This window comes from Streptomyces sp. NPDC104581 (assembly GCF_055583685.1).
Genome location: NZ_JBVJNN010000011.1, coordinates 115937 through 142283, shown reverse-complemented (window position 1 = coordinate 142283; position 26347 = coordinate 115937). Strand labels below are relative to the sequence as shown.

Genomic DNA, 26347 nt, shown 5'->3' with positions numbered 1-26347 from the left:
ACTGACAACTCGGTTCGGGGGTCGGAGCCTGTTGTCAGACCCACCGTCTAGCGTCGTTTCCAGGTCGGCGCACTCGGCGCCGTCCGTGGAGGGGAGAGCCATGTACCGGCAGGGAGACGTGCTCATCGTGCCCGTCGCTGAGGAGAGTGTGCCGTCCGGCATCACCGAAACGCGCAGCGAGCCGAGGGACGCGCGGGGCCGCCTGGTCCTGGCGCTGGGCGAGGTCACGGGACACGCCCACGCGGTGACGGGCCCCGGCAGGCTCGTCCGGGAGACCGGCGGCGAGTTCGGGCCGATGCTGCTCCATCTGCCGGAGGGCGGCCGGGTGGTGCACGAGGAGCACGCGACGATCCCGCTGCCCAAGGGGTGGTTCCGCGTGGTGCGCCAGCGCGAGTACCTGCCGGGTGCGGTGCGTGTCGTCGCCGACTGAGGGCGGACGGGCGCCCGCGCCGACGGCACGGCGTGATCACGGGGCAGGGCAGTGGACGGGACGACAGTGACAACAGGGGACGGGGCATCAGACATGCAGCAGATGGAGAAGTGGCGTGGCGTCGCGGCGGCGACCGGGGCGGCCGACCGGCCGGCGGCCGAGGCGGGGATACGGCTCGCGTACCGTACGGCCGGGCTGGCCGAGCCGGAGCGGATCGTCTGGGCGGACTCGCCGCTCGCCGCGCTCACCGCGGTCCGTTCCCTCGCGGACCAGGGCAGATCGGTCCGTGACGAGGTGCGCACCAAGCCGTGGGCCGAGGAACGGCGCCGTATCCACGACGAGCTGGGCCCCGCGGGCTGGGCCGAGTGGTGGGGCGCCACCGGCGCCCGGCTCTGGGACACCACCCGTGCGCTCGCCGAGCGCATCCGCTCCGGCATCACCGACGCGTCCACCACGGACCCCGAAGATCTGCCCGGGACACGCCAGTTGCTGCTCGACGCGGTCCTCGGCCAGCACGACGCCGCCTGGCTCGCCGCGTTCGACGGCCGGGGCGACCGGCTGACGGGTCTCGCCGAGGTGGCGGCCCACGCCGGCTGGTGGTGGCCGTACGAGAAGGTGACGGTGGTCTGCGAACGCCCGGTGGAGCTGCACCGCGACGAGGCGGGACGCCTCGACCGCGGTGACGGTCCTGCCCTGGCCTACCCGGACGGTTTCGCGCTCTACGCATGGCGCGGTATGCCGGTCCCCGCCGCCTTCCTCGCCGAGCTGACCACGCTCGACCCGGCCCGGATCCGTAACGAGGAGAACGCGGAACTGCGCCGCGTGATGCTGGAGCACTACGGCTACGACCGCTATCTCGCCGAATCCGGCGCCGAGCCGATCGGCAAGGACGAGACCGGAATCCTGTGGCGGATAGCGCTCGACGACGACGAGGACGTCGTGATGGTCGAGGTCGTCAACTCCACCCCGGAGCCCGACGGCATGAGCCGCACCTACTGGCTCCGGGTGCCGCCGAACACCCGCACCGCCAGGGAGGGCGTCGCCTGGACGTTCGGACTCGACGCCCAGGCGTACGAACCGCTCAAGCAGACCTGACGGGACGGACTCCGGGCCCGCCGGCCGTTTCTACACCCCCGACAGCAGCGCCTCGGAGGTGATCAGTGACGAGCTGCCCTCCACCGTGCACGCGTAGGCGCCCGCGACCGCGCCGAGACGTGCGCAGTCGTCCAGGTCCCGTCCGGTCAACTGGCCGTAGAGAAAGCCGGAGACGTACGCGTCGCCCGCGCCGTTGGAGTCCACCACCGGTGCGGGCGGGACGGTCGCCGGGATGGGGCGGGGCGTACGGCCGCCCTCACGGGTCAGCAGGTACGAGCCGCCGGCGCCCGCGGTGGCCACCACCGTCCGAGCCCTGCCCTCACGCAGGATCTCCCGCATCACCGGCGCTATGCGCTCGCGGGCACCGGCGGCGCTGAGGAAGACGAGATCGGCGCGGTGGGCGAACTCCCGGTGGTAGGCGTCCACCCCGTCCCAGTCGTGCAGGTCGGTCGAGACCGGGATCCCCAGCTCGATGATGTCGTCCAGCAGGAAGCGGGTGAAGTTCGTCAGCGACACATGGACGCGGCGGGCCCGCCGCAGGTGCGGCAGGTAGAACTCGCGCGGCATCCGCAGGTCATCCGGGTCGCGCCCGTCGTAGAAGGACATCCTGCGGCCCGTCTTCTCGACGAGATTGACCGCGCGGCGGGTGCCCGCGGGCGAGATCAGCCCTTCGAAGTCCACCCCGCCCTTCGCGAGATGCTCACGGACCTGACCGCCCGTCCAGTCGTCACCGACGAAGTCGAGGAATTTGACGTTCAGTCCGAGGGCCCGACAGCCCAGGGCCACGTTGCCGCCGGTCTGTCCCGGCCACTCCCGGATGGGCCCGACACCGATCGCGTCGGCGAGCGGGACGGGGAGCGAGTCGACACGGACCACCGTGTCCACACCGCTGCCGCCGACGACCAGCACGTCGACGTCCGGCCCCGCTTCCGGACCGGCCCCCGACCCCGTCCGCTCGACCTCCGGGTGTTCGGTCTGCTGCTGCGCCACAGTCTCCACCTTCGTTCCGGATTCCGGATGTCCGCCACAGTATGGCCGCGGTGGCGGCGGACGGCGGGTGGGCGTCCCTCACCCGGCGGTTCCGGTCACCAAGTCGTCGGCGCCGAGGACCGCCCGGTCGACGCCCAGTTCACGCGCGAGCGCCTCGTCCGACCACTCCAGCAGGGTGGCCCGGCTCAGCGATCCCGCGTACGACGTCATCTGCACCGCGAGGCCGTCCAACAGCGCGGTCAGCCGCCAGGCCGTCGCCACCGGGTCCGCGCAGCGGAACTCCCCGGCGTCGACGCCCTCTTCGATGACCGCGGCGAGCGCGGCCTTCCACTGCTGGTCGAGATCGCTCGCCACCTCGTGCAGCGCGGGCTCGCGCGGCGCGGCAGCCCATCCCTCGATCCACAGCCGCCGGCCCCTGGCCTCGCCGGTCGGCGCGTACCAGCGGGTCGCGGCGTGCAGCCGGTGAAGCGCGCTCGCACGGCGGCCGAGCAACTCCCGTACCTGTGCCAGTTCTTCCTCGGCGGCGTACCGGAAGGCGGCGGCGAGCAGCTTCTCCTTCGTGGAGAAGTGGTAGAGCACCAGGGCGTTGCTCACTCCGAGGACGGCGGCGACGTCCGCGATGCGCACGGCCGCCACCCCCCGTGTCTGGATCTGCTCGATCGCGGCGCGCAGCAGGTCCTCGCGTCGCTCCTCCACACTCAGCCTTACTCTCGCCACAACTGAACCCTAACCCCAGCCGGTTGACAGGAATCTCCCCCCTGTACACCAGCCGCCGCCGGAACCGGCCGGTCAGCGGTCGTGGCCGAACCGCTCGGTGATCAGGGCCAGTCGGTCGGCGGCGATCGCGTGCGCGGCGGCTCTGGGGGTGGCGCCGGCGGCCTCCGCACGCGCCAGGGTCAGGCGGGTCAGCGCGCGCATGGCGCGGCGCGTATGGGTGAAAGCCTCCTCCGCGTCCGCCCCGATGTCGCCGAAGAGGGTCCACCACCACCAGGCGTTCGTGGCGGAGTTGACGACGACGTCCGGCAGCACCGTGATCCCCCGAGCGGAGAGCAGCTCCTCCGCCTCGGCCAGGACGGGCATGTTCGCCGCCTCCACGATCCAGCGGGCGGTGATCCGCGCCTGGTTGGTGGTGTCGATCGCGTACGAGACGGCCGCGGGCACCAGGATGTCGGCGTCCGCCGTCAGCCACGCGTCACCCGGCAGTTCCCGGTCACCGGGCCGCAGCACGGCGCGGTCCACGGTCCCGAACGGGTCACGGGCGGCGAGCAGCGACTCGACGTCGAGGCCGTCCGGACAGGCGATGGTCCCCTCGACGTCCGCCACGGCCACGATCCTGAGCCCGGCCCGGGACAGGAACCGCGCGGTCGCCCCGCCCATCGTCCCCAGTCCCTGCACGGAGACCCGTGTCCCGGCACGGGGCACCCCGGCCCGGTCGAGCGCGGTGAGCGCGGACTCGGCGACGCCGCAGCCCCCGGCGAGTTCGTCGAGGCCGATGCCGTCGACGTCCACCGCGAAGGCGTCGGCGAGACGCCGCCGCGCGGCCCGCTCGTCGTCCAGGAGCGGATGGATCGCCTGAATGGTCGAGACGAGCCCCGCCTCGGCCGCGGCCCGGTCGATCAGGTCCTGGGTCAGTCCCAGGTCCTCGCCCGTGGTCCAGACGGTCTCGATGTACGGCCGGACGGCCCGCAGGTAGCGGACGAGGACGCCGTACGCCGCCGGGTCCCGGGGATCGCAGTCGATACCGCCCTTGGCCCCGCCGAGCGGGATGTAGCGCACCGACGGTTCGTCGTCGTAGTGCAGGGCCTCCTTCATGGTCATGCCACGGGCAAGCCCGGTCACCTCGTCCAGCGAGCAGCCGTCGCGCATCCGGAGCCCGCCGCTGGCGACGCCGCGCACGAGCCGGTCGACGACCAGATACCCCCGGCGGCCGGTCACGTCGTCGCACCAGGTCAGCGATATCAGCGGGGACATGGGTGCCTCCAGGCACGACGGCGGACCACGGGGGAGCGCGGCAACTGAATGAGAGGTCAGTGTCGGGAGCGGAGCGTGCGGGTGTCAAAGAGATCGGGGACGCCCGGCGGGCGGGCCGTGGGCCCCGCGCGGCGGTGACCCTGTGGCCGGAATTCGCCGGTCGGTGATCGCGCGGGGGAATCCGCGAGATCGTCCGCACGTTGCACCACCGTGCCCCGGACGGCACAACCGGCGTGGCACCCCGGTCCGATGAACCGCCCATAATGGGATGAACCGAACCTTCAGGAGATGCAGTGAACGGCGCCGGCTCCCCACCCTCACTCCGCTCCCGGCTGCGCTCGATGCGGTCCGAGGCATTCGGGGCCGACTCGGCCGGCGAACGCCTGGAGCGGATCCACCGCTCCCCGAACTTCGCCGACGGTGTCTTCCAGAACCCCGAGGGCACCGCCAGAACCAGACCGTCCGGCTCCATGGTGGAGCTGTCGAAGGTCTACCTCCGTAAGGAGGCGCGGGTCCGGCGCGCGCCCGCCGGCCCCGTCCCCGTCCATCAGGACACCCTCGCGGACCTCGCCGTACCGCCCGCCTCCGGGCTGCGGCTGACCTGGATGGGACACTCCAGCGTCCTCGCCGAGATCGACGGGCGCCGCGTGCTCTTCGACCCGGTCTGGGGCGAGCGCTGCTCCCCCTTCTCCTTCGCCGGACCCAAGCGGCTGCACCCCGTGCCCGTGTCCCTCGCCGCGCTCGGGCCGGTCGACGTCGTCGTCATCTCGCACGACCACTACGACCACCTCGATCTGCCGACGATCAAGGGGCTCGCCTCCACCGACACCGTGTTCGCGGTGCCGCTCGGCGTCGGCGCCCACCTGGAGCGGTGGGGCGTGCCCGCCTCGCGCCTGCGCGAGCTGGACTGGAACGAGAGCGCCGAGGTGGCGGGCATCTCCTTCACCGCGACCCCCGCGCGGCACTTCTGCGGCCGCGGCCTGCGCAACCAGCAGCACACCCTCTGGGCGTCCTGGGCCGTCGCCGGTCCCGAGCACCGCGTCTACCACAGCGGTGACACCGGCTACTTCTCCGGCTTCCGCGACATCGGCGCCGCGCACGGCCCCTTCGACGCCACGATGATCCAGATCGGCGCCTACAGCGAGTACTGGCCGGACATCCACATGACCCCCGCCGAGGGGCTCCGCGCGCACCTCGACCTCCAGCGGGGCGAGCCGTCCGGTGTGATGCTCCCGATCCACTGGGGCACCTTCAACCTCGCCCCGCACCCGTGGGCCGAGCCCGGCGAGGGCACGGTCACCGCCGCGGCCGAGGCGGGCGTACGGATCGCGCTGCCGCGTCCGGGGGAGTCCTACGAGCCGACGCTCACCGACACCATCCCCGGCGCCCCGTGGTGGCGCGCGGTCGCCGTCCCGCCGGCCGGCGGCTGGCCGGAGGCGGCCCCGGCGGGGGACAAGGCGCCGGTCCCGGCGACAGCGGCGACCCCGGCCACGGCGACCGCCTCCGCCGCCGACCCGTCCGTCTCGGACCGGGCCCCTGCTGCCGGTGCCGGTGGCGCGGGCGCCGGGACGGAGACCGGTCCCGGCAGCGGCGCGGGGTCCACCGGGGCGGCACCCTCCGCGCGGAGCGCGCCGTAGGACTGCCGCGCCGCAGCACCGCCGGTGCCGTGCGCCGCGCCGGGCGCACGGACCGTTCTCAGACCTGGATGACCGTCACGCCGCGCTCCTCGAACAGGCTCGCCTGTTCGGGGGCGCCGGTGTCCGTGATCAGTGTGCCGATGGCCTCCGTCGGACAGATCCGGGCGAAGGCCGTCGTGCCCAGCTTCGTACTGTCCGCCACCACCACGAGGCTGCGTGCACGTTCGGCGAGCAGCGCGTTGACGCTCGCCTCGTGTTCGCTGCGCGCGCTCGCCCCCGACTCCGCGTCGACGGCGTCGGCTCCGATGAAGGCGATGTCCAGGCTGACCTCGTCCAGGATGTGTCTGGCCAGCGGGCCCACGAGTTCGTACGACTGGGGCATGGCCACCCCGCCCGTGGTGACGATCTTGATGTGCGGACGCACGGCCAGTTCATGGGCGATGTTGAGCGCGTTGGTCACCAGGGTGACGGCGGGCTCCCCGCCCCGGTCCGGCGCGCCGGCCAGATCGCCCCGGGTGGCGACCGCCCGCGCCACCTCGGCCGTCGTCGTGCCGCCGTTGAGCCCGATCACCGTGCCCCGGTGCACCAGCGCGGCGGCGGCGCGGCCGATGCGCTGCTTCTCCGCGGACCGCCCCACCCGCTTGTAGCGGGGCGGCAGCCCGTACGAGACCGAGTGCGCCACCGCCCCGCCCCGGGTGCGGGTGAGCAACTGCTGTTCGGCGAGGTGGTCGAGGTCCCTGCGCACCGTCGCCGCCGACACCGCCAGCTCGGCGGCGGCGTCGTCCACGTCCAACCGGCCCCGCTCGGAGAGGAGTTCGAGCAGGGTGTGGTGCCGTTCGTACCGGTTCAACGCTTCTCCTTCGCCGCGCTCCGGATCATTCAAGCACTTTCGGGTGCGCCCGAATCCTCGACGGTCTTGTTTGAAGGTGCTCGAAAACCTCCTCTAGCATGCACGAACAAGCATCTTCCGGAGAGACCGAGAGTGGAGAGCCGACATGACCTTCGTCCAGGAGGAACTGGCCAGTCAGCCCGCGAGCTGGAGCCGGGCGGCGGAACTGGCCGGGGGTCTGCGCGGCTCGGGCCGGCTCCCGGAGGCCGGTGAGCGCACCGCGGTCGTCGGCTGCGGCACCTCGTACTACATGGCCCAGGCGTACGCGGCGCTCAGGGAGGGCGCGGGGCAGGGGGAGACCGACGCCTTCGCCGCCTCCGAGTTCCCGGCCGACCGCCGGTACGACCGCGTCGTGGCGCTGACCCGGTCCGGTACGACCACCGAGGTCCTTCAGCTGCTGGCGGCGGCGCGCGGCACAGCCGCCCGCACGACCGCGATCACCGCCGACCCCGAGACGCCCATCCGCTCGGCCGCCGACGACCTCGTCGTCCTCGACTTCGCCGACGAACGGTCCGTGGTGCAGACCCGGTTCGCCACCACCGCCCTCACCCTGCTCCGCGCCCACCTCGGCCTGCACACCGGATCGATGGTCGCCGACGCGGAGCGCGCCGTGGCGGAGCCCCTGCCCGAAGGGATCACCGACTGCTCGCAGTTCACCTTCCTCGGGCAGGGCTGGACCGTCGGACTGGCCAACGAGGGCGCGCTCAAGATGCGGGAGGCGGCGCTCGCGTGGACGGAGTCCTACCCCGCGATGGAATACCGGCACGGCCCCATCAGCATCACCACCGAGGGCACCGCGACCTGGCTGCTCGGCCCCGCGCCCGACGGCCTCGCCGAGCAGGTCGGCGCGACCGGCGGGCTGTGGGTGGCCGGTGAACTCGACCCGCTGGCCGAGCTGGTACGGATCCAGCGCCTCGCCCTGGCACTCGCCGACGCCCGGGGTCTCGACCCCGACCGGCCGCGCCACCTCACCCGTTCGGTGATTCTCGCCGAGGGGTAGCCCGGCGGAGGGAAACCGGCGGAGACGGCCCCGCGGCCGTGGGGGCCGGGCGGACGAGAGAGCCGGAGACGTGGGCAACCGCTCCGGCCCTCCGTGCGATTGCACTGTTTCGGACTGATGTGCGACGGCTCATACCAGAGCGGGATGCTCTGTGGGGAAGTTCGTCAACTGCCCGCCGAAACTGACTATTCGCCAACTACCGTGTGTGCTCGGTGATCAACGCTGGGCTTCTTCCGCATGTCCGCCCCTCGTTACGCCGACGACCACGCACCACGCACACCACGCGACACACAGCCGCAGAACACCGAATGCCTGGGGCCCCACGTACCGAGGACGCTGATGTCTCAACTTCGCGCACCCGCCGCGCGACCCGAACGCCGAGAAGGCGGCCGGCACGGCCGGCCGGGCACCCGGACGCCCTCGGCCAGAGCGCCGAAGCCCAAGGGCCCGGCCGCACCCGAGCAGCCCGCACCGGCCCCGCCCGAAGCCGGTATACGCCCCCAACTCCTGCGCGCCGCCGTGCTGCCGACCGTCATAACCACGCTCAGCGGGCTGCTCGCCGTGCTCGTCACCGTCCGCTCCGGCGCGGTGGCGCCGACGCCCGAGATCTGGGCCGCCGTCGTCGGCACGGTGCTGGCCGGCGTCCTCGCCGCGACCGCCGCAGCCGTCGGCGCCGACCGCGCGGCCAGATCCGTGCACGACCGCTCCAACGCGCTGCGCCGGTCGAACGCCCGCGCCCGCGCCGACCTGCGCGCGGTGGTGGAGCGACTGCGCCGCGGCGAGGGCCCGCCACCACGGCGGCCACACCCGGCGAACGCACCCGCGGGTGACGAACTGGACCTGCTCGCACACGAACTGGGCCGCTCCCAGGAGCACGCGGTCGCGGCCGTCGTCCAGGCGTCCCGGCTCTCCAGCAGCGTCGGCAACGAACAGAAGGTCGAGGTCTTCGTCAACCTCGCCCGCCGCCTCCAGTCCCTGGTGCACCGGGAGATCCAGCTCCTGGACGAGTTGGAGAACAAGGTCGAGGACCCGGACCTGCTGAAAGGTCTCTTCCAGGTCGACCATCTCGCCACCCGCATCCGCAGGCACGCCGAGAATCTCGCCGTGCTCGGCGGGGCCGTCTCGCGCCGCCAGTGGAGCCGGCCGGTCACCCTGACCGAGGTGCTGCGCTCCGCCGTGGCGGAGGTCGAGCAGTACCCCCGGGTCAAACTCGTACCGCCCGTCAACGGCACCCTGCGCGGGCACGCCGTCGCCGACGTCGTCCATCTGCTGGCCGAACTCGTCGAGAACGCCACCCTGTTCTCCGCGCCGCACACCCAAGTCCTGCTCCGTGCGCAGGAGGTGACCGCCGGACTGGCCATCGAGGTCGAGGACCGCGGGCTCGGTATGCCGGCCGACGTGCAGAAGCGGATGAACGCCCTGCTCGCCGATCCCGACCAGGTCAATGTCGGCCGTCTCCTCCAGGACGGGCGTATCGGTCTGTTCGTGGTCTCGGCCCTCGCCCGGCGGCACGGCATCGCCGTCCGGCTGCACGCCAACATCTACGGCGGCGTCCAGGCCGTACTCGTGCTGCCGCAGGCGCTGTTGGGCGCCGACGGCGACGGGACGGGGCAGGCCGGAGAACGCGCGCCGGGAGCCCCCGTGGCCGGATCCCCGCCCGCGAACCCGCTGCCGAACGTGAACGTGAACGCGAACGGGCAGGCGCCCGCGCCGGTGCCCGCTCCGGTACGGGAAGCGGCCCCGGCGCCCGCACCCCCGTCCGTACCCGCGCAGGTGTACGAGACGGCCCGGCCCGGCCCCACCGACCCCGGCCCCGGCCCCGGCCCCGCGAAGGAGACTCCGCGGCGCCCCTCCCACCGGAGGACGTCGGGGCGCCGGCCGCTGCCCGTCCGGGGTGAGCGCCCGCCGCGCCCCGCGACCGCCGACGCACCGACGGGCCCCACCGCGCGGCCACGCTCTCCCGAACCGGCCCAGCAGTCGCCACCGGAAGAGTCGTTTCTGCCGGAGCACCCGCTCCAGCCCCCCGAGTTCCTGCCGGTGGCGGAGAGCCCCTCCCCGCCCGGCGCCTTACGCGGCACCATGGACCGCCCCCAACTGCCCAGGCGCCGCAGCCAGGAGCACCTCGTCCCCCAACTGCGGGACGCGCCCGCCCCGCCCGGCGACGGCGAACAGGCACTCCACGACCCCGGTCTGATGGCCGCCTTCCAGCGCGGTATCGGCCTCGCCGAGGCCCAGCCCGCCCGGGACCACGAGCCCGGCCCCGGCCCGGCGCCCGCGACGGAACCGCCGGATCCGCGACACGCGGTCCGGGACAACCCCCCCAAGGAGTAGATCACCATGGCGAGCGATGCGCCGACAGGCCACGTCTCCGACCTCGACTGGCTGCTCAGCGGCCTCGTCCAGCGGGTGCCGTACACCCGCAGCGCCGTACTCCTCTCCTCCGACGGACTCGTCAGGTCGGTCCACGGCCTCGACCCCGACAGTGCCGACCACATGGCCGCTCTCGCGTCCGGCCTCTACTCGCTCGGCCGCAGCGCCGGCGCGCGCTTCGGCGACAGCGGCGAGGTCCGCCAGGTGGTGGTGGAACTCGACTCCACCCTCCTCTTCGTCTCGACGGCGGGCTCCGGCACCTGTCTGGCCGTACTCGCCGGACGAGAGGCGGACGCCGCCGTCCTCGGCTACGAGATGGCGATGCTGGTCAAGAGCGTCAGGCCGTATCTGGCGACGCCGGTCAGGCAGGCGGCCGGCACCGCATCGAGCGTCACGGGGCAGTGACCGTGACGGTCCCGGCGGACGGGCCATGGGTGGACGACGCGGCGGGCCGGCTCATCCGCCCGTACACGGTCAGCGGCGGCCGGACCCGCCCGACGGCGGAGCTGGACCTGCTGTCGCTGGTCATGGCCACGGGAGCCACGAGCCGGACACATCTCGGCCCCGAGCACAGCGAGGCGCTCGCCCTCTGCCACGGGCCGATGTCCGTGGCGGAGATCGCCGGGCACCTGCGGCTGCCCGCCGTCGTCGCGAAGATCCTGTTGTCCGACCTCATGGACAGCGGCGCGGTCACCGTCCGGCCACCCCACAACTTCGACAACCCCAGCGACTGTTCCCTCCTGGAGGCAGTACTCGATGGCCTACGACGACAGCTCTGACTCCCTCCCCACCCCGTTCCCCACCGCGCTCAAGGTCCTGGTGGCCGGCGGCTTCGGGGTGGGCAAGACGACATTCGTGGGAGCGGTCAGTGAGATCGCGCCGCTGAGCACCGAGGAACTGCTGACACAGGTCGGCGTCGAGACGGACGATCTGACGGGTGTCGAGCTGAAGACCTCGACCACGGTCGCCATGGACTTCGGCCGCATAACCCTCGACGAGCGCCATGTCCTCTATCTCTTCGGCACGCCCGGCCAGGAGCGCTTCTGGTTCATGTGGGACGAACTCAGCCGGGGCGCCCTCGGCGCGATCGTCCTGGCCGACACACGGCGGCTGGAGAACTCCTTCTCCGCCGTGGACTTCTTCGAGCAGCGCGGCATCGGATTCATCGTCGCGGTCAACGAGTTCGACGGCGGCTTCCGCTACGACCCGGAGGAGGTACGGGCGGCGATCGATCTCAGGCCGGACGTGCCCGTCGTGATGTGCGACGCGCGCATCGCCAGCTCCGGGATCCGGACACTGGTCACGCTCGTCCAGCACCTGCTCACCGCCGTACCGGCCCCCGCCGCCGTCGGCGCCGCCGGACCGGACGACGGGATGACGGGATGACGGGATGACGGGATGAGATACGACCCCATCGGGCGGCTGCTGCTCACCCCCGTCGACCGGGACGCGCCCGACCGGGTGCGGCGGCTGCGCCTGCTCGGCATCGGCGAACGGGCCGAGCCGGACCTCGACGGCTTCGCGCTGCGTCTCGCCCAGCTCGCGGGCACACCGTACGCGATGGTCAACTTCATAGCCGAGGAACGGCAGTTCTACGCCGGGCTGCACGCGCCGGCGCCCGGGACCGAGCGCTCCAGGGACCGGGACCACGGCTACTGCCCCCATGTGGTGGTCCGGCGCAGGGCCCTCGTCCTGGAGGACGTACAGGACTTCCCGCGGTTCGCCGGCAACGCCGTCGTCGACGAGACCGGCCTGCGCTCCTACCTGGGCGTGCCGCTCATCGACCGTACTGGTATCGCGCTGGGCACCGTCTGCGTCGTGGACACCCGGCCCCGGCACTGGGGGAGAGCCGGCCTGGAGACCGTCAAGTCCCTGGCGGCCGAACTGTCCGAGCGGATACGCCGACGGGAGGACGGCGGAGCGGCCCACCCCGACTGACGACCCGTCAGGCCCGCTGCTCCAGCACGTCGACCGCCAGCTCCCGCACCACCGACTCGTCCACCTCCACCCCGAGGCCCGGCCCCTCGGGCACCCGCGCCGTACCGTGCTCCACCCGTACGGTCTCGCCCGCGTACGGCGAGCCGATGAACTGCCTGCCGTTGAGATCGACCGGCGTCGTGATGCCGTACGCCGCGAACAGGTGCAGCGAGGCGGCCAGCCCCAGGTCAGACTCGGTGAGCCCCGAGCCCATCAGCTCGACCCCGCAGTCCTCGGCGAGCGAGCACAGCCGCCGGGACAGTGTGAGACCACCGCTGCGCTGCACCTTGGCGATCGCGACATCGACCGCCCCGAGCCGCACGAACGTCGCCAGATCGCTCGGGTGCCGCAGGCTCTCGTCCAGCGCCACCGGCACCGCCGACTGGTCCCGCAGCCGACGCAGCCCCGCGATGTCGTTGGCGGGCAGGGGCTGTTCGAAGGCCGTGACCCCGAGCGCGTCCAGCCGGCGGGCCATCCGCAGCGCCACGGGCACGGTGTACGCCTGGTTGGCGTCGACCCACAGCGGCGCGTCCGGGGCGTGTTCGCGTACGGCGGCCACCACGGCCGCGTCGGTGTCCACGTCGTGCAGACCCACCTTGACCTTGAAGGCGCGGTACCCCTCGGCCAGGCCCTCCGCGACGCTGTCGCCCACCTCGGCCGGCGACTGCCCCGAGACGATCCAGCCGAGTTCGATGCTCTCGGCCCTGCGCTGCCCCCACAGCACCCCGAGGGGGACGCCCGCCGCCCGGCCCAGCAGATCGTGCAGCGCCACGTCCACGGCGCTCTTGGCCAACGGCGCGCCGATGCTGAATCCCCGGTTGACCGCGCGGTCGAAGGCGGTGTCGACGGCGTCCAGATTCCAGACCGGGGTACCGATGATCGCGGGCGCGAGATAGCGGTCGACGGTCGTCACGATGGACTCGGCGGTCTCGTACGTCCAGGCGGGGATGGGAGTCGCCTCGCCCCACCCGTACAGTCCGTCGGCGCCGACCCGGACCAGGATCCGGACGGACGGGGTGCCCGCGACGGCCACCGAGCCGCCCGCGACACCGAACGAGCGGTGGGTGGGCAGCTCGACGGCGAACGTCTCGACACGGTCGACCTTCATCCCGACGGGGTTCCCCCGCATCCCAGCCCTCTCCCTCTCACTCTCCGTCATCGCCCGCCCCTCATCCCTCATCCCTCATCCCGCGTCTCCCGCACGGTGTTCCGCCCGGACGGGACGTCGGCCGGCGGTGGCGCCGTACTCGCCCGCAGCACCACCTCCCCGCCCACCCGGAGCACCCGCGAACGCTGCCCGTGCGGCTCGCGCAGCGCCAGCGAGATGGCGTGCTGCCCCATGGCGGTCAGCGGCAGGGCGACCGTGGTGAGCGGGGGAGTCAACTCCCTCACGAGCGGGATGTCGTCGAACCCCGCGAGTGAGATGTCGGTCGGCACGTCGATGCCCGCCTCCCGGAACGCGGCGAGTGCCCCGACCGCCATCACATCGGTCACGCCGAAGACGCAGGTGGGGTGGGTCCGGCGGGTGAGGAGTTCCCGCGCCGCCGCGTAACCGCCGTCACGGGTGAACGCGCCTTCCACGACGCATTCGGGCGCCAGCGCGATCCCCGCCTCGGCGAGCCCCTCACGGAACCCGGCCAGCCGGTCGGCGACGGTGGTGAGGTTGGGCGGCCCGGTCAGCACCGCGAACCGCCGGTGCCCCAGCGCCAGCAGGGCGCGGGCGAGCGCCGCCGCGCCCGCGCGATTCTCGGGCAGGACGGCGTCGGCGCGCACACTGCGGTGCCGGCTGACGACGGCCACCCGGCCGCCCGCGCGGAGGTACGGATCGAGCTCCGCGCTCAGCGCCCGTTCCCAGGTGCGGTCCTGGAAACCGGAGCCGATCAGCAGGATGGCGCGGGCGCGCTGGGCGCGGAGGATGGAGACGTACTCGATCTCCCTGGCCGGTTCGCGGAAGGTGCTCGCCAGCATGACCAGGACGTCCTGTTCGGCGGCGGCGCGCATCACGCCGTCGGCGATCGCGGCGAAGTACGGGTCGCCGACGTCGTGACAGATCAGTCCGACCGTGTTGCTCGACGAACTGGCGAGCGCCTGGGCGTGGGCGTTGGGGATGTAACCGAGCAAATCCGCCGCCGCCCTCACCCGGTCCCGAAGTTCGTCCCTGACCCGCGCCGTTCCGTTGAGGGCTCTGGACGCGGTCGCGAGGGAGACGCCCGCGCGGCGGGCCACGACGTCCAGCGTCACATGGCCACTTGCTTCCCGTTCACTCAAGAAGGCCCCCGTGTCGCGGTGGCGGCGGGTCCCCTGGCGGGGCCCCGAAACTTCCGGACGACCTATTGACCGTTCGGACAAGCAGTCATTAGCGTGGCGATCACCTTACCAGAAAGCGCTTTCTGAAAGCGCTTCTTCCGTTGGCCAGTACGGCAGCGGCCGGTACAGCAGAGGGTCGGACAGCGGTGCCCAACCGCTCTTGATTCCCGAGGAGTTGACTGTGAGCCAGAGCGTCATGCCGGGACCGACTAAAGAGATCGCGGGAGTCGCCACACGTAACAGGCCAGGAGCGGGGGAGCGGTTCGGCAAGGTCGTCGAGACCAGCTGGCGGCCCGTCGCGCTGCTGTTCGCGTGCTTCGTCGCGTGGTGGGCCGTCGCCGCCGCCGAGTTGGTCGAGCCGTATCTCGTCCCCTCACCCGGGGCGACCCTGGACGTGCTGACGGGCAAGACGAGTTACATCTGGGAACACACGTGGGTGACCACCTACGAGACCCTGCTCGGCTTCCTCATCGCCGTCGTCGTCGGGGTGCTCGCCGCCGTCGTCATGGTCTACTCGTCGACGGTGGAGAAGACCCTCTACCCGATCCTGCTCTTCGCCCAGGTCGTACCGAAGATCGCCATCGCGCCGCTGTTCGTCGTCTGGCTCGGCTTCGGCATCACGCCGAAGGTCCTGATCGCGGTGCTCATCGCCTTCTTCCCCGTCGTGATCTCCATGGTCACCGGCCTCAAGGCGGTCGACCCCGAGATGCTCCAGCTCTCCGCGACGATGGGGGCCAAGCCCTGGCAGACCTTCACCAAGATCCGTTTCCCGGCCTCGCTGCCGCATCTGTTCTCCGGACTCAAGGTCGCCGTGACGCTCGCGGTCACCGGCGCGGTCGTCGGTGAGTTCGTCGGCGCCAACGAGGGCCTGGGCTATGTGATCCTCCAGGCCAACGGCAACCTCGACACCCCGATGCTCTTCGCGGGCCTGCTCGTCATGTCACTGATCGGCGTCGTCCTGTTCGTCCTGGTCGAGATCGCCGAGAAGCTCTTCCTGCCCTGGCACGCCAGCCGCCGGGACAACAACGTCACGACCTCCTTCTGATGAGGCCGGCCGCCCACGACGGGCCGACCGGCCACGGCCGTGCCACCGATCACGTCCGACCCCGACCTCTCCTCCGAGAAGGGCCAGCCATGCACTCCCGCAGACTCCTGATCGGCCTCGTGCCGCTTCTTCTGGTCGCCACCGCCTGCGGCGAGGACGGCGACAAGACCACCACCAGCGACTCCGGCGAGAAGCTCGACAAGGTCACGCTGACGCTCAACTGGTACCCGTACGGCGAACACGCGCCGTTCTACTACGGCGTCAAGGAGAAGATCTTCGAGAAGCACGGCATCGACCTGGAGATCCGCGCGGGCCAGGGATCCCAGAAGACCGTGCAGGCGACCGCCGCCGGGCAGACCGACTTCGGCTGGGCGGACACCCCCGCCGTGATCAGCGGGGTCGACCAGGGCGTCAACGTCAAGAGCCTCGGTGTGATGCTCCAGACGACACCCTCGTCCGTGCAGTTCTTCGCCGACCAGAACATCAAGACGCCCGCCGACATCAAGGGCAAGACGATCGCGGGAACGGCCGGTGACGCACTCAGCAAGACGTTCCCGATCTTCCTGGAGAAGAACGGCCTCAAGCCGTCCGACGTCAAGATCCAGAACACCGACCCGGCGGGCAAGATCGCCGCGGTGATCTCCGGCAAGACGGACGCGCTGCTCGGTTACGCCAGCGACCAGGGCCCGACGATGGCCGACAAGGCCAAGAAGGACGTCGAGTACCTCCGCTTCTCGGAGCACGGACTGAACTTCTACTCCAACGGCCTGATCGCCGGCCAGAAGATCCTCCAGTCGGACGCCGACCTGACGAAGCGCATGGCCGCCGCGGTCAGCGAGGCGTGGGCCGCCGCCGAGAAGGCGCCGGAGCCCGCGGTCGCCGCCATGGAGGGCGCGTCCGAGCAGCTCCCGCCGGAGACCGTACTGACCGAGCAGTTCGCGACGACGATCACACTGCTGCACACCGAGGCCACCCAGGGCAAGGCCCCCGGGCTCAACACCGAGGCCGACTGGCAGGAGACCATCGACGTCTTCGCCGAGGCCGGTCTCGTCAAGGACCCCAAGGCGCCCGCGGATTACTGGGACAGCTCGGCACTGAAGGGATGACGATGCCCAGGGAAGCGACTCTCCGGGAGCATGGCGTGAGCGACACCAGACTGAGCAAGGACGGCGGAACCGGGAACGGCGCCGGCGCCGACGGCAGGGCGGCGGTCTCCCTGGACGACGTCGCCGTCCGGTTCCGTACGAAGGACCGCGACGTGACCGCCCTGCGGGACGTGTCGCTCGACGTCCCGATGGGCGAGTTCGTCGCGATCGTCGGCCCCTCGGGCTGCGGCAAGTCGACACTCCTCAAGCTGGTCGCCGGGCTGCTGAAGGCGTCCAGCGGTGACGTAAGGCTGCACGGCGAGCGGGTCGACGGGCCACGGCCCGACATCGGATACGTCTTCCAGCGGGCCGCCCTGCTGGAGTGGCGCAGCGCCCGGCGCAACATCCTGCTCCAGGCGGAGATGCGCCGGATGCCGAACACGACGGCCCGTGAACGCGCCGACGAACTCATCAGGATGACCGGCCTCAGCGGCTTCGAGGACGCGTATCCGCATGAGCTGTCCGGCGGGATGCAGCAGCGGGTGGCCCTGTGCCGGGCCCTGCTGCACCAGCCGCCGGTACTGCTGATGGACGAGCCGTTCGGCGCGCTGGACGCACTGACGCGCGAGCAGATGAACATGGAGCTCAACCGGATCTGGCGGGAGACCGGCACGACCGTGCTACTGGTGACCCATTCCATCTCGGAGGCGGTCTACCTGGCGAACCGGGTCGTCGTGATGAGCCCCAGGCCGGGCACGATCACGGAGATCATCGACGTGGGGCTGCCGCCCGAGCGTGACTACGTGCAGACCCTGGCCCGGCCGGAGTTCCGCGAGGCCACGACACACATCAGGGAACTGCTGGGCGCGGCGTCGGCGGAGGACTGACGGGGGGCCGGTCCCAGCGGCCGGGCGGTGGTGGCACGACTTGTCGAAGTGCCGCCGCCGCCCGTGTACGCCGCTCCGCGCGGTGACCCGTGCCCCGGGCCGACCGGGCCGCTGACCCGGTGAGACCGCGTGGCGCACACCCTCCCGCCCCTCCCGCCCCGGCGGAAGGGGCGGTTCGCTGTCCGGCCGGCCGCCCGGCCGTCCCGAAAACCGGGGTGTCCGCGGGCCGGCGCTGTGATTGGGTGCGTCGGTGAGCCATGAACGCATCTCCGTCAGACGCCGTGACCCCTCCGACCTCGACGCCTGTGTCCGCGTTCTGGCCGAGGTCCACGCGAGCGACGGCTACCCGGTCAACTGGCCCCAGGACCCCGCTGGTTGGCTGACGCCACCCGGATCCCCCGCCGAGCCGCCCGCCGTCTGGGTGGCGCTGCTCGACGGCGTCGTGGCCGGCCACATCTGCCTCTCCCCGGCCCGGCCCGACGACGCCGCGCCCGGACTCTGGAGCGGCCGCACCGGCATCGGTCCGGAGCGGACGGCGGTGGTGAGCAGGCTGTTCGTCGCGCCGGAGGCCCGGGGCCACGGAATCGGCGCGCTCCTGCTGGCCGAGGCGGACCGCGACGCCCGCGGACGCGGGCTGCATCCCGTACTGGACGTCGTGACGTCCGACCGGTCCGCGGCGGCGCTGTACGAACGCCAGGGATGGACGCTGATGGCCACGGCGGAGCAGCGGTGGGGGCCGGAGCAGACGGTACGGGTGCACTGTTACGCCGCACCCTCGTGAGCACGCCCGCCCGCCGGCGCCGCACCGACCCCGCTGCCGCCCCCGGCCCCCGGAACGGCGTCCCCGTGACGCACCGCACCCTCCGACCGGCCAGAAGACCGGTCGGAGGGTGCGACACACCGTCAGGAGTGCTGTCCCGCCTCAGTACCGCAGCCTCGACAGATGCCGGTAGCTGTTGCGCGCCGTGGCGAACGGGTCCTTCGGCGAGTCGTGCTCGACCAGCCACTGCCGTACGCCACCCCGGTGCGCCGTCTCGAACATCTCCGCGAAGTCCAGGACGCCCGAGCCGACATCCGCGAAGTCACCGTTCGGTGCCATGTCCTTGACGTGCAGCGCCGGGAAGCGCGGGCCCTCCTCCACGAACAGCCGGCGCGGGTCCGCGCCGCCCTTCGCCGCCCAGTAGACGTCGAGTTCGAACCCCACGTACTCCGGGTCGGTCTCGTTGAGGAGGATGTCGTACAGCACCTCTCCCTCGACCGTGCGGTGGTCCGCGTCGTGGTTGTGGAAGAGCACCGGGCCGAGGCCCGACTCGCGCGCCACCCGGCCCGCTTTGTTCATCGCCGCCGCCGCCTCGCGGTAGCCCGCGGGGGTGTGCATCGCGGTCGGCAGACTCGGTACGACGACCCACTCGCCGCCCAGCGTGTGGACGTCCGCGACGGCCTGCTGGAGACCGGTGCCCGCCACCGTGGTGTAACCGACGTGCTCCAGAACGGCCTTGAGGCCGACGTCGTCCAACACCTGCCTGATCTGGGTGGCGTTGCGGCCGTACCGTCCGCTGACCCCGACCGTCGCGTAGCCGATGTCCGCCAGCTGCTCCAAGGTCCCCTCGAAGTCCGTCTCCAGGACGGACCGCATGGTGTACAGGTGCATGCCGATGCCGCCGCGCGGAATCCGCCGCCGGCACTTCGGGTCGTGGTGCCGGCCGGACTCCGCCGCGTGGGCGGTGACCGGCGTGGACGCCAGTCCGACCGCGGCCAGCCCCGCCGCCGCCGTACCAAGGAACGCTCTTCGTGTGCCCTTCACGTGACCTCTTCTCTCGGTTCGTTCAACTCGCTCTGCTGCGGCTCGCGTTGGTCCGGTGTCCGGTGAACTCACTTCGCGAGGACCTCGACGGCGCCGGTCGTCGTGTCGCCCTTGTCGTCCGTGACCGTGAGATGCGCCGTGTAGGCGCCCGGCCTGGCGTACGTGTGGGTCGCGTTCGCGCCCTGCTCGCCGGTGGGCTTCGTGTTGTCACCGAAGTTCCAGCGGTACGAGGCGACCGTCCGGCCCTCGGCGAGCTTCACCGTGCCGGTCAGCTTCGTGGCCAGCGGCGCCGCGCCCTCCTCCACCGACGTGGCGACGGTGACACTCGTGCCCGGCTTGCGCTCCACCCCGCGGCCGTTGAAGTGCAGCCAGTCGAGGGACAGCACGTCCTGCCCGTCGGGCTTCCACTCCGGGTTGCTGAAGACCGCGTACATCTTCACCGTGCCGCCGACCGGCCGGAGAGCGGTCGTCGGTGAGACGAAGTTGGTCCAGCCGCCGGTGTTCGGAATGGTCACCGAACCCATCAGCGGGCCGGTCGGCGAGCCGTTGCGGAACTCGATGGTGCCGCCGGTGCCGCCCGAGGAGCCCCCGACGGTGACGGACTGGACGCCCGTGAGATTCACCGGGTCGTACGCGACCCAGTCGCCGTGCTCGACCTCGATGACGCGCTTGCCGCCGGACGCCTCGGCGCGGGCGCCCACGGTGACGCCGCCGTTCTCGCCGCCGGTGGAGGTGAAGAACTCCCCTTCGCGGTACGAGGACTTGAGATTCGACGTGGCGGTGCCGGTCAGCGCGGGCACGCCCTCACCCTCGCCACCGTCGTCCCGGTAGCTCGCGGTGATCCGGTAGAAGAGGTCCTGGTCCGCGTGCTCGTCGGACGTCGGGACGGTGAACTCACCCGAGCAGCCCTGCTTGGACTCCAGCGCGTGCAGGGTGGTCCCGTGGCCGAGCCGCCCTTCGACCTTGACGCGTTCGCAGTCGATCTGCGCGCCCTTGCCGTCCTCGCGGTCGTTGACCCTCACCGTGAAGGGCACGGTGTCGCCGAGGCTGAACATACCGCCGTCCGGGGCCTGTTGGATGGTGACCACCGGCCGTGTGTTGCCGACGGTGATCTCCTGGGTGGCCTGCGCCGACAGCTTGTCGGGCCCGGTGACCGTCAGCCGCGCGGCGAAGACACCGTCGTCGGTGTAGATATGGGTCGGGTTGGCCTTCGTGGAGTCGATCGTGCCGTCCCCGTCGAAGTCCCAGGCGTACGTGACCGGCTTGCCCCCCGGCAGGCCGGAGCCCTCGCTGGAGAACTTCACGCTGCGCGGCCCGGGTCCGGTCTCGGAAGTGGCCGTGATCCTGGCGGTGGGCAGTTGGCCGTCGCCCACGTAGTCGATCCGGTAGATGCCGGTGCCCTGGTTGATCACACCCGTACGGCCGGCGCCCGAGCCGATGCCGAAGTCGATCACGTACATGGAGCCGTCGGGCCCGAACTCGGACTCGAAGAGCTGGTTCCACTTCATGTCGGTGAAGATCTTGTTCACCGACTGGATGTCACCCGCCTTCGCCGGCGGGAAGCGCGGATCGCTGAACGACTGGTCCTTCTGCTGGACGGAGAAGGTCTTGAACCAGTTCTGGCCCAGGTCGTAGGCGAACCACTTCGAGTCGAAGTACTCGGGGAACTTCGTCGGCGACGCGTTGTCGGGGTCGTAGTCGTAGACGGGACCGCTCATCGGCGCACCGCCACCGCCGACCTCGGGGAACTGCGGCGAGCCCGAGTAGAGATACGGCACCGTCGCCGGCACGGCCGGCGGCAGCTCGCGCAGACCGGTGTTGTTCGGCGACTCGTTGACCGGGTTGTCGCAGTCGAACTTCGGGCCCGAGACCTTCGTCGCGAAGTCGTAGTCGTTGAACGGGGTGTTGGCGCCGATGCAGTACGGCCAGCCGAGGTTCGCCGCCTTCGGCACGCGGTTGAACTCGACCGTGCCCTCCGGCCCGCGGTTCGGGTCCGGCGCCCGCGAGTCCGGCCCGTAGTCGCCGACCAGCAGCGCTCCGCTCTTGGGATCGGTCGTGATGCGGAAGACGTTGCGCAGCCCCATCGCGTAGATCTCGGGACGGGTCTTCTCCGTACCGGGCGCGAACAGGTTCCCCTCCGGGATCGAGTAGGAGCCGTCGTCCTCGGGGGTGATGCGCAGGACCTTGCCGCGCAGGTCGTTGGTGTTGGCGGAGGTGCGCTGCGCGTCGAAGACGTGCCGTCCCTCGCGCTCGTCGATCGGCGTGAAGTTGTCCGAGACGAACGGGTCGGTGTTGTCACCGGTCCCGATGTACAGGTCACCGTTCCTGTCGAACGCGAGCGAGCCCGCCATGTGCACATTGGCGCGCTGCTCGTCGCGTTCGGTGGCGAATTCCAGCACACGCTTCTCGGACGCCGGGTCCACGGTGTTCCCCGTCAGCGTGTACCGCGACAGGTTGAGCTGTTTCTTCTCCTTGTCGGAGTGCAGGAGATAGAGCCAGTTGTTCTCGGCGAAGTCCGGATCGAGCGTCAGACCGATGAGCCCGTCGGACTGCTCCGTCATCTTGCGGCTGAACTCGAAGTCCAGCGCGGTGGTCGTCTCGCGGGTCGCCTGGTCGAGCACCTGGAGCTTGCCGGTGCGCTCGATGTAGATCACCCGGCGGTCCGGGGTCACCGCCAGTTCGTACGGGTCGGAGAGGTCCGTCGCCAACTGCGTACGGGTGAACGCCCCGGTCTTGCTCGCGGAGCAGTCGCCGGGCTTGTTGCCCGCAGCCCACTGGATGCCGCCGAGCAGGTGCTTGAGGAAGTTCTCCTCCTCGAAGGCCGACGCGTCATGACCGCCGGCGGTGAACCAGGAGCGCCCGCCGTCGTAGTTCTGGCACCAGGACCACGGATGGTCCACGCCCTCGTCGAGCCCGGTGATGCCGTCGTTCACCTTGATCTGCGCGAGCGTGTGGACCTTGCCCGTCGGGTTGGTGCGCCAGTTGTACCACTCCTCCGTACGCTCCCAGAGCTCAGGAAGTCCCTTGGTGGAGGGGTGCGCCTGGTCGAGCACCTTGACCCGGCCGGTCTGGACGGCGGGGTGCTTATCGAAGATCGCCCCGGTCAGCCCCTCGTACCAGGCCCAGTCGCGCTCGCTCGCGGACGCGGCGTGCAGTCCCACCCAGCCGCCGCCCGCGCGGATGAACTTCTGGAGCGCGGCGCGCTGGGAGCTGTTGAGCAGATCGCCCGACTCCGGTGTGGAGTTGGTGTTGTTGAAGACGATCGCCTGGAAGCGCGCGAGGTTCGAGTCGGAGAACACGGCGGCGTCGTCGGACGCCTCCACCTCGAAGCCGTTCTCCTCGCCGAGCTTCTTGATGCCCGCGATACCGGCCGGAATCGACTCGTGCTCGAAGTTGGTGACCTTGGAGAAGACCAGGACACGGTAGGGCGCGGCCTCCGCGGGAGGGGGCGAGGCGACCCCGAGTCCGAGCACGAGAGCGAGCAGTGCCAGGACGACGGTGAAGGGCGTCAGTGCCTTTCGGGATCGGCTTCTGTGTGTGGGGGGTCGTTCCGGTGGACGGCTACTCACGGGCGCTCCCGGTGCAGGTGGCGGCTACGAATGGTAGAAAGCGCTTTCTTAAGTACGTCGCATAGCGTAGGTTCACTGGTTCCGGAGGGTCAATGGGTCGGAAGCGCCCACTGTGGTAGGGGAGTTGCCCGCGCCGGGGGCGGCGCCGTGCGGCCGGGCGTTTTCGGCCGACGTGGGCCGAATGTGGCCGGGGTAGGCGGTGCGGACGGGGGCGTTGCCCGGCGCCGGCCCATCGGCCCGTCCGCCGGCGGACGGCGCTGCGGCCCGGGGCGGGGGACAAGCCCCCGGTGGGGAGGGCCGGCCAAAGCCGTTCGTGACCACCGGCCTGAGTGCGGTATTGTTCTCATGCGCGTTCGGCCAGGGGAAACCCCAGGTCAGGCGGGCATCGGGACGTGGCGCAGCTTGGTAGCGCACTTGACTGGGGGTCAAGGGGTCGCAGGTTCAAATCCTGTCGTCCCGACTTGAGAGAGTCGCAGGTCAGGGCCTGTTTCGGAGAAATCCGGGACAGGCCCTCAGCTGTTTCACCGCTCGTGTCGACCATCGACGGTGTCGCGCGGCGATGCCCGTTCCCGGCGCGGCGATCGCGGGTGGCGCGTCCGGCGGTGACCGGGCATGCGCCAGGCCCTGTCCGGCGCGCGCGGACAGGGCCTGGTCGGTGATGCGCGGGCTCAGCCCTGGGCGTCCGTCTTCTCGGACGGTCCCGGCTTGTCCGCCCCGGCCTTCACGGCCTCCTGCTCGGCGGCTTCCTGCTCCGCGGCCTTCTTCGAGGCCGCGAGGCTGGTGATCGTCGTGATGATCAGCACGCCGCAGATGACGCTCAGCGAGACGGGGAGAGAGATCTCCGGTACGTGCAGGCTCGTCGTCTCGTGGATGCCGTGCAGCACCAGCTTCACGCCGATGAAGGCGAGGATGACCGACAGGCCGTAACTCAGGTGGACCAGCTTCTTGAGCAGGCCGACGATGAGGAAGTAGAGCTGCCGCAGACCCATCAGCGCGAAGGCGTTGGCGGTGAAGACGATGTACGGGTCCTGGGTCAGGCCGAAGATCGCGGGGATCGAGTCCACCGCGAACAGCACGTCCGTGATGCCGATCGCCAGCATGACGATCAGCATCGGGGTGGCCAGCCGCTTGCCGTTCTCACGGATGAACAGCTTCGTACCGTGCCACTTGTCGGTGGAGGGCAGCCGCCGCTGGACGGCCTTCATCAGGCGCCCCTCCTCCCAGTCCTCGTCGTCCTCGCCGGCCCGCGCCTCCTGGATGAGCTTCCAGGCGGTGTAGATGAGGAAGGCACCGAAGATGTAGAAGACCCAGGCGAACGAGTTGATCGCGGCCGCACCCGCGGCGATGAAGACCGCACGCAGCACCAGCGCGATCAGGACACCGATCATCAGGACGCGCTGCTGGTAGATCGTCGGGACCGCGAACTTCGCCATGATCAGCACGAAGACGAAGAGATTGTCGATGCTGAGCGACTTCTCCGTGACGTAGCCCGCGAAGAACTCGCCGGACGCCTGGCCGGTGCCCCAGATCGCGAGGCCGATGCCGAAGAGTACGGCGAGGACGATCCAGACGACCGTCCAGATGCCCGCTTCCTTGATCGAGACTTCGTGCGGCTTCCGGCCGCCGATGAAGAAGTCGGCCGTGATGAGTGCGCACAAGCCCACAATCGTGAGCACCCACATGGTCGTTGAGACGTCCAACCCCGGTCCCTCCCTATGTTCTGAAGCGCCAACGGTACAAGGATGACCAAGGAATGGTAAAGAGAAGGTCTAAAGTCCCTGGTCGTGGCGATCCTCACATGTCTCGGCACGCCCCGGTCGCGAGGGAGCCGAGGCGGTCGATGCGGTCGACGGAACCAGCGGGGTCGAGGCGGTCCAGGCGGTCAACGCGGGCCGACGCGCCCGCGGTCACCGTCTCCGTGTGCCGCCGCTCAGGGCCGGCCGGGGCACCAGACGCAGCAGGCTGTGCAGGACGGCGTCGATCGCGTCGTGGCCCGGTTCGTCGGCGACTTCGGTCAGCAGCCGTGCGAGGGAGCGGACCAGGACGGGGGAGGCCATGACGCGCCGGTGGAGGACGGGCCGGTAGCCGTACCGTCCGAGGACGAGGTCTGCGGCCTGGTTGCCCAGCCGGTAGTAGCGTCCCCAGAGGCGGTTGATCTCCTTCGGGTACTGCCGCAGCGCCTCCTCCCGGCCCGGCCCGCTCGGGCGCAGCAGGGCGAGGACGACGGCTTCGGCGGCGGCCTCACCGGCCTCCATGGCCTGTGTGACACCCTCGCCGCTCCAGGGGCTGATCATGCCCCCGCTGTCGCCGGCCAGCAGCAGACCGCGGCTGTACTGGGGACGGCGGTTGAAGCCCATGGGCAGTGCGGCGCTCCGCAGGGGCGAATCGGCGTTCTCCTCGGTCAGCTCCGACTCCTTCGGCAGGCGCGCGAGCCACTGGTCCATGGTGGTCCGCAGGTCGACCGCTCCGTGGCGGCGGTGGGGCAGGGACCCCAGGCCGACGTTGACCCGGCCGTCACCCAGGGGAAAGATCCATCCGTATCCGGGCAGGTCGCGGCCGGTGCGGGAGCAACGCAGATCGGCCCAGAGCTCAAGGTAGGGATCATGGGTACGGGAGGCGCTGCGGTAGTACCGGCGGGCGGCGGTGGCGATCGGGCGGGCCGGATCGCGCTCCAGGCCCATGGCCAGGGCCGTCCTGGCGGAGGCGCCGTCGGCGGCGATGACCACCGGCGCGCGGTACGTCCTCGGCTGCTTGTCCGCGCCCGCGACCGCCGTCACACCGATGATCCGCCCGGCGCGGTCCGTCAGGGGGCCGGTGGCTTTCACCTCCGCGCGCAGCCGTGCTCCGGCCTCGCAGGCGTGGCGGACCAGGATCTCGTCGAAGTCGTACCGGCTGCGGGTGAGGCCGAAGTCGGGATGACCCCCGAGGCGGGGCCAGTCGATGTGCACCTGCCGGCCCTCGCAGATCCAGCGCATTCCCCGAGTACGCGTCCAGCCGGGGGCGTCGATGTCGACGCCCATGCGTACGAGCTGGCGCACACCGCGCGGGGTGAGGCCGTCACCGCAGACCTTCTCCCGGGGGAACGTGCCCTTCTCCAGCAGCAGGACGTCGACGCCCGCGCGTGCCAGATACATGGCGGCGGTCGCACCGGCGGGCCCCGCGCCCACCACGATCACTCGCGCCTCTTCGTCTCCGGTGACCGGGCCCGGCTGCCGCGGGTCTGTACTCGGCACGTACGCCTCCTGGAATCGTCGGCTGACCGTGTCCGCGCCGTGCTGCGAGCTTCCGCGG

General features: G+C 71.2%; 23 protein-coding genes and 1 tRNA gene. 14 read left to right on the top strand and 10 right to left on the bottom strand.

Annotated features, from left to right (window positions below; genetic code table 11):
- The first annotated feature begins 100 nt into the window (after positions 1–100).
- Together ACZ61E_RS12235 and ACZ61E_RS12230 are read left to right on the top strand one after the other, a co-directional pair.
- Positions 101–430, top strand: coding sequence for a hypothetical protein (locus ACZ61E_RS12235; protein ID WP_469699503.1), 330 nt, complete (start codon positions 101–103; stop codon positions 428–430).
- A gap of 93 nt (positions 431–523) precedes the next feature.
- Positions 524–1525: a DUF6745 domain-containing protein gene (locus ACZ61E_RS12230; RefSeq protein ID WP_469699502.1), complete on the top strand. Its 1002-nt coding sequence runs from the start codon at positions 524–526 to the stop codon at positions 1523–1525.
- A gap of 30 nt (positions 1526–1555) precedes the next feature.
- Here ACZ61E_RS12230 and ACZ61E_RS12225 read toward each other — a convergent pair whose 3' ends face one another.
- The 3 genes from ACZ61E_RS12225 to ACZ61E_RS12215 all read right to left on the bottom strand — a co-directional run bounded on the left by ACZ61E_RS12225 (position 1556) and on the right by ACZ61E_RS12215 (position 4486).
- Positions 1556–2431 carry a carbohydrate kinase family protein gene (locus tag ACZ61E_RS12225; protein ID WP_469699542.1) on the bottom strand — a complete coding sequence of 292 codons (876 nt, stop codon included), beginning with the start codon at positions 2429–2431 and terminating at the stop codon, positions 1556–1558.
- A 162-nt stretch (positions 2432–2593) separates the two neighbouring features.
- A complete protein-coding gene (locus ACZ61E_RS12220; protein ID WP_469699501.1) occupies positions 2594–3232 on the bottom strand; it encodes a TetR/AcrR family transcriptional regulator in 639 nt (212 codons plus the stop codon).
- 72 nt (positions 3233–3304) lie between these two features.
- A complete protein-coding gene (locus ACZ61E_RS12215; RefSeq protein ID WP_469699500.1) occupies positions 3305–4486 on the bottom strand; it encodes a Glu/Leu/Phe/Val dehydrogenase dimerization domain-containing protein in 1182 nt (393 codons plus the stop codon).
- Between the two features lie 293 nt (positions 4487–4779).
- Here ACZ61E_RS12215 and ACZ61E_RS12210 point away from each other — a divergent pair, with 293 nt between their 5' ends.
- On the top strand, positions 4780–6123 hold the full coding sequence (locus ACZ61E_RS12210; RefSeq protein WP_469699499.1) for an MBL fold metallo-hydrolase: 1344 nt from the start codon (positions 4780–4782) through the stop codon (positions 6121–6123).
- 58 nt (positions 6124–6181) lie between these two features.
- Here ACZ61E_RS12210 and ACZ61E_RS12205 read toward each other — a convergent pair whose 3' ends face one another.
- The gene (locus tag ACZ61E_RS12205; RefSeq protein ID WP_469699498.1) at positions 6182–6973 is read right to left on the bottom strand and encodes a DeoR/GlpR family DNA-binding transcription regulator; all 792 of its coding nucleotides are present in this window, start codon (positions 6971–6973) and stop codon (positions 6182–6184) included.
- A 145-nt stretch (positions 6974–7118) separates the two neighbouring features.
- On the opposite strand from ACZ61E_RS12205, the gene ACZ61E_RS12200 reads away from it, so the two are divergent.
- The 6 genes from ACZ61E_RS12200 to ACZ61E_RS12175 all read left to right on the top strand — a co-directional run bounded on the left by ACZ61E_RS12200 (position 7119) and on the right by ACZ61E_RS12175 (position 12320).
- Positions 7119–8012 carry an SIS domain-containing protein gene (locus ACZ61E_RS12200; protein WP_469699497.1) on the top strand — a complete coding sequence of 298 codons (894 nt, stop codon included), beginning with the start codon at positions 7119–7121 and terminating at the stop codon, positions 8010–8012.
- A 339-nt stretch (positions 8013–8351) separates the two neighbouring features.
- Positions 8352–10343 (top strand): sensor histidine kinase, encoded by a 1992-nt coding sequence (locus tag ACZ61E_RS12195; protein WP_469699496.1) that lies wholly within the window; start codon positions 8352–8354, stop codon positions 10341–10343.
- Positions 10344–10349: 6 nt separating this feature from the next.
- Positions 10350–10787, top strand: coding sequence for a roadblock/LC7 domain-containing protein (locus ACZ61E_RS12190; protein ID WP_469699495.1), 438 nt, complete (start codon positions 10350–10352; stop codon positions 10785–10787).
- A 2-nt stretch (positions 10788–10789) separates the two neighbouring features.
- Positions 10790–11161: a DUF742 domain-containing protein gene (locus tag ACZ61E_RS12185; protein ID WP_469699494.1), complete on the top strand. Its 372-nt coding sequence runs from the start codon at positions 10790–10792 to the stop codon at positions 11159–11161.
- Positions 11139–11768, top strand: coding sequence for a GTP-binding protein (locus ACZ61E_RS12180; protein WP_469699493.1), 630 nt, complete (start codon positions 11139–11141; stop codon positions 11766–11768). The genes ACZ61E_RS12185 and ACZ61E_RS12180 overlap by 23 nt, the downstream gene beginning before the upstream one ends.
- A gap of 12 nt (positions 11769–11780) precedes the next feature.
- The gene (locus ACZ61E_RS12175; protein ID WP_469699492.1) at positions 11781–12320 is read left to right on the top strand and encodes a GAF domain-containing protein; all 540 of its coding nucleotides are present in this window, start codon (positions 11781–11783) and stop codon (positions 12318–12320) included.
- A gap of 7 nt (positions 12321–12327) precedes the next feature.
- Here ACZ61E_RS12175 and ACZ61E_RS12170 read toward each other — a convergent pair whose 3' ends face one another.
- Positions 12328–13488, bottom strand: a complete 1161-nt coding sequence (locus ACZ61E_RS12170) for a mandelate racemase/muconate lactonizing enzyme family protein (protein WP_469699491.1) — start codon at positions 13486–13488, stop codon at positions 12328–12330.
- A 47-nt stretch (positions 13489–13535) separates the two neighbouring features.
- A complete protein-coding gene (locus ACZ61E_RS12165; protein ID WP_469699541.1) occupies positions 13536–14600 on the bottom strand; it encodes a LacI family DNA-binding transcriptional regulator in 1065 nt (354 codons plus the stop codon).
- Positions 14601–14862: 262 nt separating this feature from the next.
- On the opposite strand from ACZ61E_RS12165, the gene ACZ61E_RS12160 reads away from it, so the two are divergent.
- From ACZ61E_RS12160 to ACZ61E_RS12145, 4 genes are all read left to right on the top strand, one after another.
- Positions 14863–15711, top strand: coding sequence for an ABC transporter permease (locus tag ACZ61E_RS12160; RefSeq protein ID WP_469699540.1), 849 nt, complete (start codon positions 14863–14865; stop codon positions 15709–15711).
- 89 nt (positions 15712–15800) lie between these two features.
- Entirely contained in the window at positions 15801–16817 is a 1017-nt protein-coding gene (locus ACZ61E_RS12155; protein WP_469699490.1) for an ABC transporter substrate-binding protein, read from the top strand.
- Entirely contained in the window at positions 16814–17683 is an 870-nt protein-coding gene (locus ACZ61E_RS12150; protein ID WP_469699489.1) for an ABC transporter ATP-binding protein, read from the top strand. The genes ACZ61E_RS12155 and ACZ61E_RS12150 overlap by 4 nt, the downstream gene beginning before the upstream one ends.
- A gap of 250 nt (positions 17684–17933) precedes the next feature.
- Complete coding sequence (locus tag ACZ61E_RS12145) at positions 17934–18464, top strand: GNAT family N-acetyltransferase (RefSeq protein WP_469699488.1); 531 nt, start codon at positions 17934–17936, stop codon at positions 18462–18464.
- Between the two features lie 141 nt (positions 18465–18605).
- Here the strand turns inward: ACZ61E_RS12145 and ACZ61E_RS12140 are convergent, their stop codons facing one another.
- Together ACZ61E_RS12140 and ACZ61E_RS12135 are read right to left on the bottom strand one after the other, a co-directional pair.
- On the bottom strand, positions 18606–19487 hold the full coding sequence (locus ACZ61E_RS12140) for a sugar phosphate isomerase/epimerase family protein (RefSeq protein ID WP_469699487.1): 882 nt from the start codon (positions 19485–19487) through the stop codon (positions 18606–18608).
- A 68-nt stretch (positions 19488–19555) separates the two neighbouring features.
- Positions 19556–23056, bottom strand: coding sequence for a ThuA domain-containing protein (locus ACZ61E_RS12135; protein ID WP_469699486.1), 3501 nt, complete (start codon positions 23054–23056; stop codon positions 19556–19558).
- Positions 23057–23442: 386 nt separating this feature from the next.
- Here ACZ61E_RS12135 and ACZ61E_RS12130 point away from each other — a divergent pair.
- A tRNA-Pro gene (locus ACZ61E_RS12130) sits at positions 23443–23516 on the top strand.
- Between the two features lie 208 nt (positions 23517–23724).
- Here ACZ61E_RS12130 and ACZ61E_RS12125 read toward each other — a convergent pair.
- Both ACZ61E_RS12125 and ACZ61E_RS12120 read right to left on the bottom strand, forming a co-directional pair.
- Positions 23725–24756: a TerC family protein gene (locus ACZ61E_RS12125; RefSeq protein WP_469699485.1), complete on the bottom strand. Its 1032-nt coding sequence runs from the start codon at positions 24754–24756 to the stop codon at positions 23725–23727.
- Between the two features lie 207 nt (positions 24757–24963).
- Entirely contained in the window at positions 24964–26289 is a 1326-nt protein-coding gene (locus tag ACZ61E_RS12120; RefSeq protein ID WP_469699484.1) for a geranylgeranyl reductase family protein, read from the bottom strand.
- Between the last annotated feature and the right edge of the window lie 58 nt (positions 26290–26347).